This window comes from Pseudoalteromonas sp. T1lg24 (assembly GCF_002964745.1).
In the GTDB taxonomy this organism is placed as follows: Bacteria; Pseudomonadota; Gammaproteobacteria; order Enterobacterales; family Alteromonadaceae; genus Pseudoalteromonas; species Pseudoalteromonas spongiae.
Genome location: NZ_PQCB01000033.1, coordinates 220,885 through 234,234, shown reverse-complemented (window position 1 = coordinate 234,234; position 13,350 = coordinate 220,885). Strand labels below are relative to the sequence as shown.

Sequence of the window (13,350 nt, the reverse complement as noted above, 5' to 3'; positions counted from 1 at the left end):
GTTTAATGCATATTATTTGTTATTAAGAAGTTTGCTTACCTGTATCTTATTTGAATTTAGCTCAACACGGGTGCTAACCGATTTTCGTGTTGCAACGGCCTGTCGACTTACAAAGTAGTCATAACTTTGTCCGTCATTGGTTGAAACAAAATTAAAGGTTAACTGTTGATCATTTAGTGTTAAAGCAAACATATTAGCAGAGACAGGCGTAAGTGTTCCACTGTAACTTACCCCTTGTGCGTCAAGTGCAGGCATGGATACCTGTAGTTTGCCCGAAACATTTGAAATGGTTAAATCCAAACCATAAATGGTGTATTCACCAGCGAATTTATCAAATAGCTCAGTGTTAACGGCTGGTAATTCAAACGGCTCTGCTTCTGGCAGCACGTTTACATGTTTAAGCGCCGCAATCAATGTTCCTGATAAATTATCTGATTCACCGCTGCTGAGCACTGAAATGGCTAAGTCATGATCTGGGAATACATAAAACAAGCTGGTGTATGCATTGGCATTGCCACCGTGTTCGAAATGCCGAATTGAGTACCATTTGTTGTCGTACATAAAGCCATCGCTTAAAAACATGCCATAGCCATAATGAATTGGCAGCGGATTGGGGATTAAAACGTGTTTGTCGGTAAGTGTTTGTGAAGATGCCAGCGTTAGCACGTTCTCATTACCTTTAAGTAAGAGCTTTGCTAAATTAAGCATCTCTGTTGGTGTTGACCAGGTATTGCCACCTGCAGGTAATACTACTTCTGAGCTAAGTAATTCATCAATACTGCTATGCTTTTTAATTTGACCATTGCCGTCATCAATACTAAGCGCAAAATTACCATCGGCTTTTACTTTTTCATTTGAAAATGTTGAGCGTGTCATAGCAAGGGGCGTAAATACTTCTTGCTCTACATAGCTTGCATAATCAAGCCCACTTTCTAACGCGATAACGGCACCTAAATATGAATAATTAGGGTTAGAATAGTTGTAGAAAAGACCAGGTTGGTTGTGCAAGCCGTTATCAATGGTGTATTCATCTCGCATAAACGAAATTAAATCTGAATCTTCACTAATGCCTTCATAGTCATCTTCAAATGCACCCTTGTGGGTCATTAACCATTCAAGCTCAATTGCTTGCCAAAAATCTGTGTGTTCAATAGGGAAGTTTATATTGGGCAGGTGATCAACAAGTTTATCGTTTAGCGCTAAACGATTTTGTTCAACAAGTTGAAGTGTGGCAATGTTGGTAAGTACTTTGGTGGTAGACCCGATTTGAAAAAGGGTATTTTTATCCGCTTTTTCATTACTATTTGGCTGCTTATTGCCAACGGCATCAGCAAAAACGACTTCGCCTTTATGGTAAATAGCAACTGAAATTGCACCCGAATTATTGTTGATGCGGTCTTGTTCCGCTTGTTGCATTAATGCTGAGGGCGGGGTTATTACAATATCATCGTCTTTTTTTGATGAGCCGCAACCAGCAAGTAATAGTGTAAATGTAATTAAAGAGAGCGTGTGTTTCATTCTATATTCCTTGATAAAAAGTAACATCAAATAGACTATAAAATGCGCAGGGACTGTTTTCTGTAAGTGTTAGTGAGGCTTTGTGAGAAACTGTTGCTTTGTGTAAGTCTATTGTTGCGATTTTTAGGCTGAACTCATAATCTGTATTGATAACAAGTTTAGAGATGTTATATTGTTGCATTATTTGCTGTGAGAGTCCGTTTGTGCAACAACGTTTAGATAAATTAGCCATTAGTATTTCGTCACTGTGCATAGTGCACTGCTTATTACTGCCAATTGGGATTGTGTTTATCCCGTCAATTGGTTTACAGACGCTTGCTGACGAGGCGTTTCATCAAATGTTGGTTGTGGCAGTGTTACTAACCAGTTGCAGCGCGTTGTTTATGGGTTGCAGACGACATAAAGCATGGCGTGTATTAGGTTGGGGCTTAAGCGGGTTAATACTCTTAATTGCTGCAATATTATTTGGACATGATTTTGGCGAGCGATTTGAAAAAGGCTTAACCTTGATTGGCTCGCTCTTTGTGATTATTGGGCATGTTCAAAATTACCGTTTGTGTAAACAGCTTGAATGCGCTCACAATCATGATGAATGATTTTTAATTTTTAGCCCCAACGTGTGTTAGGGCTAGTGAAATTATATTAAATTAAGTTGATATTACCTGTTTGCACTAAGGTTACATTAGCGGCGCTATTGGTTTTAACCAGCACATGGCAGTTTTTTAAACCTTTGGTTGAAAAGGCGATTGTGTTATTTGCGGTGCTTAAGTCTTCTACTTTGTCGTCGCAACGTAGCTGTGCGTTTGACACTTTGCCTTGGTTAACTGTAATTTCACCTTCAGATAAAAACACCTTTCTAAAAAACGGCGCATCATTAGCGATTTGTTTTTGAGTAGCTTGTGTTTTATTCGATACAATACCGTGTTGAATATCGCTAACGTATTGCTCATGTAGCTCATCGGTATTAATCGCGTTTCGCTTTAAAATAGTTTCTAGTTTATTTAATGCAAAGCTTGCCATTTGGTAATTCTGATCGCGGTTAAACCAGTTAATAGCACTTTTTAGCGCGGCAACTGAAAGCTCTGCTGGTAAGTTTTGTGCGGTATTAAACACACCCATCATTGCCGTATCGTAATCTGCCCAAGCACGGTGTTTGTGAAAGGCGCGGCTTTTAAGCCAGTAATATAAGGCTTGCTCTGCGTCTGTTTTTACTAGCGGCTTTAATTGGCTAGCAATTGCTGTTTTAAGCTGCGCTACAGAACTTGTTGCGATGCTCTGTTCAATTTGCGCATAGCTTTGATAAAACGATTTACTCGCATGTAAGTTTGATGACTTATTTGCAGCAATAAACAGGGTGTTACTTACATGAGATGCAGGCTGTTTACGTAATTGTTTTTCGATTTGTTGGCTTAGGTTTTTTGATACATCGCTAAATTCAGACTGATCTAAAATATCAATGTTGGTGATATTACCTGATGCATCTACTACATAATTTACATAAGCCCAACCCTGGCTGCTATTTTGTTTAGAGTGTGTATTTTTTGCTAAAACACCATGTGCACTTAAGCAAATTACCGCAAGAAAAATCGATTTTAACGTTGTCATAATAAAATCCAGGGTGATTAATTTTTGCGCAATATAATGGTGTCCATACCAGTTTAAAAGGACAAATATGCCAGCTGTTTACAAATTGATACATTAGGTGGCTTTTCTAGTTATAAAGTGCTAATTGATTATAATTTATTCGGTTTGATTGTTGTATATTGATGCGTTTAACGCAATAAATGGTGTTGCGATAATGAATATAAATATAGGGCTAATAGATAGCCCTATTAGTTAAGCTGGGTTATTTACTAAACGCTGTTTTGCCAAGTGCGGATTGATAAATTGACTAAGAACTAATGAACAAAACGCAAGCGCAGCACCAAAGTAAAAAACCAGTGAATTATCGTAAAGCCACACTAAACCAAAACTTGCCGGAATAATTACTGCAGCAATATGGTTGATGGTGAAACTTACGCCAGCCGTTGCCGCAATGTCTTCAGGGCGAGCGATTTTCTGGAAGTAGGTTTTTATCGCAATTGCCATCGCAAAAAAGATATGGTCAATCACATACAAAACGGCAGCGCCGGTTGCACTTTCTACGATAGCATAACCAATAAATACAAATATAAGGCCGATATACTCAATCGATAAGGCGCGCTGTTCGCCAATCTTACCAATCATTTTGCCAATTTTTGGTGCAATAAATATATTTAGTAAGTGATTGAGCATATAAAGCGCTGAAATTTCAGCAACGCCATAACCAAACTTTTCTACCATTAAAAACCCAGCAAACACCATAAAGATTTGACGCCTTGCACCTGAGAAAAAAGTAAGTAAATAGAAGAGGGTGTATTCTTTTCTTAAAATCAGTTTTTTATGCTGCGAAGTGTGTTGTTGAAACTCTGGGTGAGATAACCAAAGCCAAAGAGTAGCAAGTAAGCCAATGCCACCAACAAATAAATAAACAAATTGATATGAGGTTGACATAAAGGTAAACAAGAACCAAATTATGGCAAATGCACACAGTGATGCAATTGACTTGATAGACAGTAACTTACCGAGTTTTTCAGGCGCTTCGTCTTTACTAAACCACTGCAAACTCAGTGATTGATTAATCGTCTCATAATAATGAAAGCCAATCGACATCAGCACGGTTGTGGCGTACAAGCCGTAAACGGTGGGGAATAACCCAGTAAGTGCTACACCGATTACCAAAAGTGCAAGTGAGATCAGTGCAAAGGTTTGCTCTTTTAATACCAATAGTACAAACACCGCAGTAAAGGCAAGAAACCCCGGTATTTCTCGAAGTGATTGCAACATACCAATGTTAGCGCCATTAAAATTAGCGGCTTCTATTGCAAAGTTATTTAACAGCGCATTCCACGTTGAAAAGGTAAATGCCATTACCGCACCGGCAATAGCTAAAAAGCTAAAGGGACTGGCTTTATAAGATTTGATAGCGTTAAGCAAAGTGACGCTCCTGTCGGTTTTGAATAAGAACGCTAAAAGTGTAAAGCAGTAAAGCTTTGTCATGTTATCGAATATATGACATTCTATTTATAAAATCAGACAAGATTGTAATGCTCGTTAATGAACCAATGGCGCTCAACTCCTTCTCGCTTTAAAAAGAAAACCCTTGGTAGGCCAGTGTTGCCAAGAGCCACCAATATGCCGCCGTGGGAGCATGTAAAAACCCATAAACATACGTGGGGGCAGCTTGCTTATACCAGTAATGGTGTACTCACGCTTTTTACCCCCGAAGGCAAATTTATTATTCCGCCGCAACAAGCACTTTGGTTACCACCAGGGCTTGAACATGAGAGTTTTTGTCGCTACGGCGGCAAATTTCGCAGTGTATTATTGATGAAAAGTATACCGAGCGCTTAGGCACATCTGCCAAATCAATTGAAGTAGATAGTGTACTCCGTGCGCTTATTTTAGAGATCTGCACGTGGCAAGATGACTATCAATTAGATGATAAAACTCAGCGTTTTATCGATGTGTTTATCGACCGTATTGAACTTGCCAAAGAAACTAACTTTGTGATGCCACTAAGTGAAGATGTACGCTTAATGCCAATTATTAGTGAGCTTTTGGCCAACCCTGGGAACAAACTCACCATTGAACAGTGGGGTGAAAAGGTGGGTGCATCAAGTCGTACGCTCAGTCGTTTGTTCAATAAGCAAATGAATATGGGGTTTTCACAGTGGAAGCAAAAGCTTAAAGCATTTAAAGCAGTAGAGTTATTAGAAGCAGGGTATCGTCAGCAAGATATTGCACATCAACTTGGCTTTGAATCGGTTTCGGCTTTCAATACTGCGTTTAAGCATTATTTTGGCGTGGCCCCAAATGCCTATGTAAAATCACATCACGTAAATAAAAGCTGATTTAGGTTTTCGGTTTTTGTGATTACTTAGCACCGTATTTAGCCAAAATAGCGTCGATTTTCCCGCTTTTTTGTAGCACCAAAAACGCGTGTTTTAGTTTGCTAACAAGCGCAGGTGAAACGCTTTGCTTGCTGAACGCAAAATAAACCGCTGCCTTGTTTACAATAAGCGGATGAATTTTTAAGTTTGGCATTGCCGTGCCTTGTTGTTGTTCAAACATGATGTTGAGTTTGGCCTCAAGGTATCCTGAAATACGCTGCGATTTTAATAAAATGGCTTTGGTTTGATTATTTGTCACCCAAACAATTTTATCTTTATTCCGCTCAGACTGTGCCAAGGTGTTCATAAAGGCTTCACCGTAGAAAGACCCTGTTTGAATAGCAACGGGGTTATTTAGTGAAAAAAGCTGTGTAACTTGAGTGATTTCTTCACTCATAGGTGGGCTAACAAATACCAAAGTTTCAAAGCGTTGCGGACCAACAAAGTAGGCAAACTGCTCGCGTTCGTCGGTTTTAGTGACCGACATCATCAAATCAATTTCACCATTTTCGAGCAGCTTAAGCGAGCGCGCCCAAGGTAAATCGACAAAATCGAATTCACAGTGTGCTTCATTTAATAATAGCTCGGCGAGTTCAACATCGAGCCCTTGCCAGCGGCCCGTAACTTTCTGTGATTGTGCTGAATATTGCTCAACTCGCACGGTAATGTCACATGAAAACAAATCACATGCAAAAAGAACCAGTGCTAAACAAACATACTTGAGCATAAAGGCGGTCATAACAACTAAACGTAAAGTAATAGCCTACCTTAAGCATGGGTTGCTTTAAATCAAAAATGACTACTATTTTGCGTTGAATCACAAGAGTGGAAATAATTGTTTGAAGCAAAAGATTACATGTGTAATTATTAGGGTTAAGATTACATTTGTAATTAAAAGGATGTATATGAAATATTTAACGCTCTTATTGTGTTTATTTTTAACTGCTTGTGCCAATACACAATTGCACCTAGTGACAAAGGGCTACTCTAAAAATGAAGTTGCTGCCTTAAAAAGTAGCCTGAGCGAGCAACTTGTAAAGCAAAAAATAGATGTGGTGTTAAGCGATATTCCACTGCCTGCGATGTTTCCTGATGCTTCGCTTGCCTTAAACCCAATCTACAATCAGCCAGAAGTGATTGCGCTGCTTGATAATTGGCTTTTGGCGAACGGCCATAAAACATCGCGCGAATTTCGTTTTAGCGAAGGCAATCATTATTATTCCAAAGCACATTTAGGGCTTTATCTGCGAAAACCAGGCAGTAAAGAGCAAGTTGATTTACCGCCTTATTTACGCACGCAATATTGCGATGTTGCCGACGGCACACTCGCACTGAATAAAGAGGGACAAGCGGTTTTAGAATACGAATTATTAGGCGATGGCAGCGATAAAATCGACACACTTAAGGGCCAATGGTTTTTTGCAGATAATTTTCTTACAGTCGATTTTAAAGAAATAAGCCAAACATTTAAGTTGGCAAAGGAAGAAAAGCAAACGCATTTAGGCCCGCGCCCCGCTGATGTGTATAAACCCACAAAACAATTATCAAAAAAACATATTCTAAACTGTGAATTCTTGATTATTTATATTAACTAGGGTCTGCCCACCTTTGCTGTTCTATTTTTGTTCTGTTTCAGCGTGCTTTTATCGCGACGCTCTATGTGTGGCCTCGAATATCGAGCAAAGCTTCCGCGTCCTGCACACGCTCTTTACCTACGTCCATGTAGGCAACAATGAGAAAAGTGCGCTCAAAAGAACCGTTCGGCAACGCTTGATTGGGTTTTCTCCTGTGTTATCGGCTGGCTCACATAGAATAACTATGCCACGCAGCCTCTGCCTTGTATAAAACCCAATCAAGCTGTTGCAAAAACGAACTTGAAAGGTCAACAGACCCTAGCATTTTTAAAACTGCTGAATTCCGCTTATAACGCAGCCAATTTTCGGCTTTTACGGGTGGGATAATCATTTATTTGATTTTTCCCCCTGTTAATTCTTATTTTCCCCCACTTGTTGTTTTTGCATTAAAACGCGAAGTTTTTGTGGTTAGTCTAGACCCTATCAGCTCATAACGACTAACAACGAGATAACAACATGAATAACAACAACGTAGAAAAACAACTGACTGTACAAAAACGCATTAACGCAGCACTTAGCATTGGCCTAGTGTCACTGGCGGGCTATGTTGGCCTTGCTAAGCCAACGGTAGCTGAATTTGAAGAAATTAGTGTCGAGCGCTTAAACATTGTAGAGAAAAATGGTTATAACCGTATGGTACTCGCTAACTCAGATAAATCGCCAGGTGCCATTAAGCAAGGTAAAGAAGTGTTTAAACACAATTCACCGCGCCCAGGTATGATCTTCTACAACGATGAAGGGACAGAAAACGGTGGCTTTGTGTTTCGCGGTGAAAAGGTAAACGACAAAGTAAATCACGGTTTGCACATGTCATTTGACCGTTACAACCAAGATCAAACTTTAATGATGCAACACATCGAAATGGATGATTACATGATCACCGGCTTAACAGTGATGGATAGACCAGACAGCGCAATGGACTTTGACATGACCAACCGCTTTATGGAAGCGCAAAAAGCTGGCGATACAAAAACCATGAATGAAATTGAAAGCTACATGGTTGAGAATAAATTACTCGGTGCACGCCGCGCATTTTACGGCACGTTAAATGGTGATTCTCGCCTGCAATTAAATGATGCGGATGGTAAAAAACGTATTCAAATGGTTGTAACGAAAGACGGTGAAGCCAAACTAGAGTTTTTAGATGCCAATGGAAAGGTTATTATGCGCCTTCCAGAAACCGCCGAACAATAATAATAGGAATAAGCACGTGCCAAAGGCAATTAATTATCTGGTTCTATTTGTATTTTCATTGTTAATAGTGCTTTACGCAGCACTATTAACAACCCCGAATGGGCAAAGCCTTAATATTCATTTAGATGCGCCGTTTTGGATATTTTTGCAGTGCGTAATTGCCCAGTGGCTAACCCTTAAGGTTTATCGCGTTGTAAAACAAGGTAACAGCACAATAACGGCGCACATTACTAAAGTTTTTTTTGTCAGTAACTTAGTGTTTAGTACCTTAGTGACTTCGCTTGTTATAGCGCTTGAAACTGCCATTGGCATTCAGCAAGTCGATAGCATGCACATGGTTGCAACACTTGGTATGAATGCCTTGTTACATGCATTAGTAGGCGCTTATTCGCTGGCTTTTGAGTTAGTAACACGACTACAAAGGCAGCAATTAGTTTTGGCGAAAAAAGACAAAGCCTTGCTCGATAGCCAAGTAAAAACCCTGCAACAGCATATCGACCCACATTTTTTATTTAATAACTTAAATGTATTGTCGGCCTTAATTGTGAAAGATCCCGATGAGGCAGAAGAATATTTAGCCCAGTTCAGCGATATTTATCGTTATATTCTTGAACATAAGTCAAAAAATTTAGTGCCACTTAGCCATGAATTGGCGTTTGCTAACCATTATATGGCACTTATCAATACGCGCTTTAATGGCGCCTACACGCTCAATGTGACACAAGGCGAGGAGACAAACACATCAGAAATTATTCCGTGTGCGCTGCAACTTGCCATTGAAAATGTGGTAAAACATAACGCAGCAAGTAGCGATAATCCGCTTGAAATTACAATAGATATTCAAAGCGATTGCATCGTAATTAAAAACCCGCTTCGCTTAAAAGAATTTAAAGCACACTCGAGCAAAATAGGTTTGACGCATTTAAATGCCCAGTGCCAAGCCATTTTTAACCAACCTATTTTTGTAGATGAAAGCGACAGCCATTTTTCACTCACATTGCCTCTTGGAGTTTAAGTAGCATGAATATTGTCATTATTGAAGACGAGCCGCTGGCGGCGGAAAAACTGGTTAATTACATCACGCGCTTTGATGCCAATACTAATGTGCTAAAAACATGCGACAAGGTTGCCGATGTCATTGCGTTTTTTCAGGCTGAACCTGAAGTTGACCTAATCTTTTCTGATATTGAATTGCTCGATGGCCAAGTATTTAACGCCTTTGAAGAAATTGATTTACCGTGCCCGGTTATTTTTACGACCTCGTATAACGCATTTTGGACCGAGGCTTTTGATAACCAAGGCATCGCTTATTTATTAAAACCCTTTACTTATAAGCGTTTTACAAACGCAATGACAAATTATGAGTCGTTAAAAGCAAATTTAACTCAAACCAAGCAATTGATTCAAAATCAAAGAGAAAAACGCTATAAATCCCGTTTTTTACTGAAACACGCAAATGCCGTGAGCATTTTAAATGTAGAAGATGTGGTATGTATTCGCGCCGCGTCGGGCGTACTTTCGGCGTACGATAGTGCAGGTAATCACCATTTGTTATCGGGCAATTCGATGACCGAGCTTGAAGCTGACCTTAACCCCGAGCATTTTTTCAGACTGAATCGCAGTGATATTGTGAATATTCACTTTGTTACGTCATTTGAAAATTACGGCAAAGAAACGCTGGCGGTAAACGTAAGTCACATTAACGAGCCACTGATCACCAGTAAAACACGCACCAGCGAGTTTAAAAAGTGGCTAGCGAGTTAACGGCGAACAGATTGGATTTCACGTACCAGCTGGGTTGTCGTGACCCGTTGAATTCATTTCACTTTTTAGCCACGCTGTAAACGCAGCAAGTCGTTGATTACTTTTAAGCGCTGTAGGGTAAACAAAATAGCGCTTTACTGTGTTTGGGTGCGCAATATTAATCGGCACACATAATTTGTTCTGTGCAATCAGTTCTTTGCATAAGTACTCTGCTGCTAAGGTAAATCCATGACCGTTAAGCACAGCATTGATTGCCATATCGGTACTTGGCACATAGGTCCATTTATTATGAGTTTGATAGTCTAGGTTACCGTGTGATTCAAACCAGCTTGCCCAATCATAAGGTTTGGGTTTATCTAAACTTACAAGCCAAGTGCTCAATAGGTCGCTTGTTTTACTAAACTGCTGTTGTTGCTGAAGCGACACAGCACACACTGGCAGCACCTTGTCTTCACCAAACTGTTCGCATTGGTAGTTTTTAGGCGTATGTTGCTCTACTGTTTGCCCAAATCGAATTGCTAAATCAATATCGCTGTTAGCTAAGTCTTCGAAGTTAGGTGATGGCACCACGTTTATTTGAATATTGGGATATAAATTTGCAAATTTACTAAGCCTAGGCATTAGCCATAAGTTAGTAAATGCCACAGTGGAGGTAATGGTTAAACTACCAAATAGGTCGTTTTCGCGAAGTGTATTAAGTGCCGTTTGTACCGTATTGAGTGCGTTAAATGTGGCCGAGTAGAAGTGCTTACCGTGTTTTGTCAGTACCATGTTTTTGTTTTGTCTGTTAAACAATGTAATACCTATAGCTTGCTCTAACATTCGCATTTGTTGGCTAACTGCGGCTTGTGAAATACATAACTCTTGCGCCGCCAAGCCATAACTTTGGTGGCGTGCAGCTGCTTCAAACGTACGTAATAACTTTAGGTTAGGTAGATTTTTAAACATGACTTTAGGTTATCGTTTTTTAGAATTATAAGTTTATCTTATAATGCAAGTCGATTTATATCGTTGGTTTAGTAACACTCCATTACGCACACTACGCCTAACATTTATTTAGTTAGGAAAACATAATGACTTATACACACTTCAATCAACTGCATTTTGGTCAAACAGCAGTATTAATAGCTAACGTGTGGGATGTACCTAGCGCGCTCGCAGCAAAACACGCTGGCTTTAATGCTATTGGTACATCAAGTGCTGCGGTTGCCGCTCAATTTGGCTATGAAGACGGCGAAAGCATGCCGTTTGAAACGTTACTAATGGTTGTTGAACGTATTTTAGTAAATACCGATTTACCACTGACGGTCGATTTGGAATCTGGTTATAGCGATGATCCAGAAGCGGTTGCAACCAATATTATGCGACTTGTAAACCTAGGTGTCGTAGGTATAAATATTGAAGACAGCAAGGTGAATAATGGTACCCGAGTGCTCAAAAGTGCAGATGAGTTCGCCAGTTTTCTTTCACACATTCAACAGGTATTAAAACAACGTGACTGTGATGTGTTTATAAATGTGCGCACTGATACTTATATTTTAGAGTGCGACGATAAACTACAAGAAACCATTAAACGTGGGCAGCTCTATCAGGCAGTTGGCGCAACGGGGCTGTTTGTACCGTGCATTACTGACCTTAACGAGATTTCAAAAGTAGGCGAGTGTGTATCACTACCGTTAAATGTGATGTGTATGCCAGATCTAGCTGATTTTGATACGCTAGCGAAGCTAGGAGTTAATCGTATTAGTATGGGAAATTTTGTGTTTGAGAAGCATCAAACTAATTTATCGACACTTTTATCAACAATAAACAAACAAAAACGCTTTTCAGCACTTTTTGGTTAATTTAATAGTTTGGGTAATATTTACTGTGTGAAACAAGGCTAACCATACGGTTAGCCTTTAAATTTTATAGTGCGCTGCCCAGTGATACTGGTGCTGAGGTATAGCCTTTAATTTCATTTAACAAATGCACTAAGGTGTTATGCGTGCTTTCTTTATCGGCAGTTACTGAAATAGCGGTAATGTCGCCATTAGCGTCAAGGCGGGCTAAATTAATAGCGATTGATTGTGAGTCAATTTGCTTATTATTTAGCATTACACGATTATCTTCGGTGATATGAAATTGCGGTGTAACTGTTTGCGTAAGCGTTTGTTTGTTTTCTTTCATACGGTTTAAATCAAGCGCAGTTGGCTGATTAAAGCTAGTGGTAACAATAAAAAAAATAAGCAGTATAAACACAATATCCAGCATTGGGTTCATATCTACTTCTGCGTTTTGCGTATGAGCGTTTTGTTTGGCCATAATTGACTCCTCGTTGATTGTTATTTTTCCATCAACTTAAGCCTAGGTAAGAGTTGTAACCTGCTATTTAACCCATTGTTAATATTAATGTTTGGTTACATTTTAGTTGTACTGATTAGTTACAGCTTAGTAAGCGGGTAGGGTGTCGGAAAACTAGGGTATGGCTAGAAAAGCTGACACGCGATGAGATGTATTAACGTTGCGAAACTGATAGTGCCGTGTTTTATGGGCTACACGCTAACAGTTTCGCTTGTAAAATTAGTAAACCTTACACAATTACTTTTGCATAGCTAGCACGGTCAATATCTTGCACTTCCACTGAGATTGAGCAGTTTGTAAGTGAAAGGCCGCTTAATTTATCTAAAACGGTATTAGATAGCATCGTTTTTTGTTCGACCGTGCGCCCTGAGAGTATTTTAAGTGTCACATGCACAAACTTAAGGTCGACAACGCCAGTTTTGTACTCTGAAAATGAAGTCGCCCTCACTTTGATATCGCTGCCCGTCGGTTCAAATAATTCAGACGCTAACGCCCCTTTATGAACAGCTTCAATTAACATATTTCCATCAATATCATCAGAATGCTCAATTACGCAATGTGGCATTAGATTCTCCTGTATTTTTTTGTTTCATGGGTTTAAAGGGCTTGTTAGGTACTATTTTTATCAATATCGTGACCACAGTTATAACAATTTGAAGACGGTAAGCGATACTTGTAAAAACCTTGTATCACTTGATTTCTACAACACTTTTGGCAGGTATAACGCAAAGTTTTAATTACTAATAGAATACCAAGCATCATGCTACCGATATAAAATGGGTTAACAAAGAAGTCATCAATGCTTGTATGTTGGAATTGATAGCCTATGATGCATAAGATTAACAAACCCAAATGTATTTTAAACTGAACACTAGGCTTCAATTTAACCTCTCTCTCGCCAGAGCACATAGACATAATGACTCCCA

16 protein-coding genes are annotated in these 13,350 nt (G+C 39.5%); 8 read left to right on the top strand and 8 right to left on the bottom strand.

Annotation, left to right across the window (positions count from 1 at the left end):
* Positions 1 to 12: 12 nt before the first annotated feature.
* Positions 13 to 1,518, bottom strand: coding sequence for a serine hydrolase domain-containing protein (locus tag C2M30_RS13350; RefSeq protein WP_158683433.1), 1,506 nt, complete (start codon positions 1,516 to 1,518; stop codon positions 13 to 15).
* A gap of 203 nt (positions 1,519 to 1,721) precedes the next feature.
* Between C2M30_RS13350 and C2M30_RS13345 the strand changes: the two genes are divergently transcribed.
* Positions 1,722 to 2,114, top strand: a complete 393-nt coding sequence (locus tag C2M30_RS13345; RefSeq protein ID WP_105172964.1) for a MerC domain-containing protein — start codon at positions 1,722 to 1,724, stop codon at positions 2,112 to 2,114.
* A 46-nt stretch (positions 2,115 to 2,160) separates the two neighbouring features.
* Here C2M30_RS13345 and C2M30_RS13340 read toward each other — a convergent pair whose 3' ends face one another.
* Positions 2,161 to 3,123, bottom strand: coding sequence for a hypothetical protein (locus C2M30_RS13340; RefSeq protein WP_105171970.1), 963 nt, complete (start codon positions 3,121 to 3,123; stop codon positions 2,161 to 2,163).
* Between the two features lie 231 nt (positions 3,124 to 3,354).
* Positions 3,355 to 4,533, bottom strand: coding sequence for an MFS transporter (locus tag C2M30_RS13335; RefSeq protein ID WP_105171969.1), 1,179 nt, complete (start codon positions 4,531 to 4,533; stop codon positions 3,355 to 3,357).
* A gap of 120 nt (positions 4,534 to 4,653) precedes the next feature.
* Here C2M30_RS13335 and C2M30_RS21765 point away from each other — a divergent pair, with 120 nt between their 5' ends.
* Entirely contained in the window at positions 4,654 to 4,950 is a 297-nt protein-coding gene (locus C2M30_RS21765; protein ID WP_234004734.1) for an AraC family ligand binding domain-containing protein, read from the top strand.
* A complete protein-coding gene (locus tag C2M30_RS13330; protein ID WP_234004733.1) occupies positions 4,890 to 5,450 on the top strand; it encodes a helix-turn-helix domain-containing protein in 561 nt (186 codons plus the stop codon). The genes C2M30_RS21765 and C2M30_RS13330 overlap by 61 nt, the downstream gene beginning before the upstream one ends.
* A 22-nt stretch (positions 5,451 to 5,472) precedes the next feature.
* Here the strand turns inward: C2M30_RS13330 and C2M30_RS13325 are convergent, their stop codons facing one another.
* On the bottom strand, positions 5,473 to 6,216 hold the full coding sequence (locus tag C2M30_RS13325; protein ID WP_054979329.1) for a substrate-binding periplasmic protein: 744 nt from the start codon (positions 6,214 to 6,216) through the stop codon (positions 5,473 to 5,475).
* A gap of 178 nt (positions 6,217 to 6,394) precedes the next feature.
* Here C2M30_RS13325 and C2M30_RS13320 point away from each other — a divergent pair, with 178 nt between their 5' ends.
* From C2M30_RS13320 to C2M30_RS13305, 4 genes are all read left to right on the top strand, one after another.
* Complete coding sequence (locus C2M30_RS13320) at positions 6,395 to 7,084, top strand: hypothetical protein (protein WP_105171967.1); 690 nt, start codon at positions 6,395 to 6,397, stop codon at positions 7,082 to 7,084.
* Positions 7,085 to 7,579: 495 nt separating this feature from the next.
* Positions 7,580 to 8,317 (top strand): hypothetical protein, encoded by a 738-nt coding sequence (locus C2M30_RS13315; RefSeq protein ID WP_105171966.1) that lies wholly within the window; start codon positions 7,580 to 7,582, stop codon positions 8,315 to 8,317.
* A 16-nt stretch (positions 8,318 to 8,333) separates the two neighbouring features.
* Positions 8,334 to 9,332: a sensor histidine kinase gene (locus C2M30_RS13310; protein WP_158683431.1), complete on the top strand. Its 999-nt coding sequence runs from the start codon at positions 8,334 to 8,336 to the stop codon at positions 9,330 to 9,332.
* Between the two features lie 5 nt (positions 9,333 to 9,337).
* Positions 9,338 to 10,081: a LytR/AlgR family response regulator transcription factor gene (locus C2M30_RS13305; protein ID WP_105171964.1), complete on the top strand. Its 744-nt coding sequence runs from the start codon at positions 9,338 to 9,340 to the stop codon at positions 10,079 to 10,081.
* Between the two features lie 18 nt (positions 10,082 to 10,099).
* Here the strand turns inward: C2M30_RS13305 and C2M30_RS13300 are convergent, their stop codons facing one another.
* Positions 10,100 to 11,029: a LysR substrate-binding domain-containing protein gene (locus tag C2M30_RS13300; RefSeq protein ID WP_105171963.1), complete on the bottom strand. Its 930-nt coding sequence runs from the start codon at positions 11,027 to 11,029 to the stop codon at positions 10,100 to 10,102.
* Positions 11,030 to 11,154: 125 nt separating this feature from the next.
* Here C2M30_RS13300 and C2M30_RS13295 point away from each other — a divergent pair, with 125 nt between their 5' ends.
* Positions 11,155 to 11,925: an isocitrate lyase/PEP mutase family protein gene (locus C2M30_RS13295; RefSeq protein ID WP_105171962.1), complete on the top strand. Its 771-nt coding sequence runs from the start codon at positions 11,155 to 11,157 to the stop codon at positions 11,923 to 11,925.
* A 64-nt stretch (positions 11,926 to 11,989) separates the two neighbouring features.
* On the opposite strand, the gene C2M30_RS13290 is transcribed toward C2M30_RS13295, so the two are convergent.
* The 3 genes from C2M30_RS13290 to C2M30_RS21760 form a co-directional block, all read right to left on the bottom strand.
* On the bottom strand, positions 11,990 to 12,385 hold the full coding sequence (locus tag C2M30_RS13290) for an ExbD/TolR family protein (RefSeq protein WP_105171961.1): 396 nt from the start codon (positions 12,383 to 12,385) through the stop codon (positions 11,990 to 11,992).
* A 268-nt stretch (positions 12,386 to 12,653) separates the two neighbouring features.
* The gene (locus tag C2M30_RS13285) at positions 12,654 to 12,989 is read right to left on the bottom strand and encodes a 5-carboxymethyl-2-hydroxymuconate Delta-isomerase (RefSeq protein WP_105171960.1); all 336 of its coding nucleotides are present in this window, start codon (positions 12,987 to 12,989) and stop codon (positions 12,654 to 12,656) included.
* Between the two features lie 44 nt (positions 12,990 to 13,033).
* On the bottom strand, positions 13,034 to 13,350 hold a 317-nt coding region (locus C2M30_RS21760; RefSeq protein WP_234004732.1), incomplete at its 5' end, for a hypothetical protein.

Bases quoted from the DNA above. Each gene is read 5' to 3' on its own strand.
- C2M30_RS13350 (WP_158683433.1), bottom strand. From the start codon at position 1,518: ATGAAACACACGCTCTCTTTAATTACATTTACACTATTACTTGCTGGT.
- C2M30_RS13340 (WP_105171970.1), bottom strand. From the start codon at position 3,123: ATGACAACGTTAAAATCGATTTTTCTTGCGGTAATTTGCTTAAGTGCA.
- C2M30_RS21765 (WP_234004734.1), top strand. From the start codon at position 4,654: ATGAACCAATGGCGCTCAACTCCTTCTCGCTTTAAAAAGAAAACCCTT.
- C2M30_RS13325 (WP_054979329.1), bottom strand. From the start codon at position 6,216: ATGCTCAAGTATGTTTGTTTAGCACTGGTTCTTTTTGCATGTGATTTG.
- C2M30_RS13320 (WP_105171967.1), top strand. From the start codon at position 6,395: ATGAAATATTTAACGCTCTTATTGTGTTTATTTTTAACTGCTTGTGCC.
- C2M30_RS13315 (WP_105171966.1), top strand. From the start codon at position 7,580: ATGAATAACAACAACGTAGAAAAACAACTGACTGTACAAAAACGCATT.
- C2M30_RS13305 (WP_105171964.1), top strand. From the start codon at position 9,338: ATGAATATTGTCATTATTGAAGACGAGCCGCTGGCGGCGGAAAAACTG.
- C2M30_RS13300 (WP_105171963.1), bottom strand. From the start codon at position 11,029: ATGTTTAAAAATCTACCTAACCTAAAGTTATTACGTACGTTTGAAGCA.
- C2M30_RS13295 (WP_105171962.1), top strand. From the start codon at position 11,155: ATGACTTATACACACTTCAATCAACTGCATTTTGGTCAAACAGCAGTA.
- C2M30_RS13290 (WP_105171961.1), bottom strand. From the start codon at position 12,385: ATGGCCAAACAAAACGCTCATACGCAAAACGCAGAAGTAGATATGAAC.
- C2M30_RS13285 (WP_105171960.1), bottom strand. From the start codon at position 12,989: ATGCCACATTGCGTAATTGAGCATTCTGATGATATTGATGGAAATATG.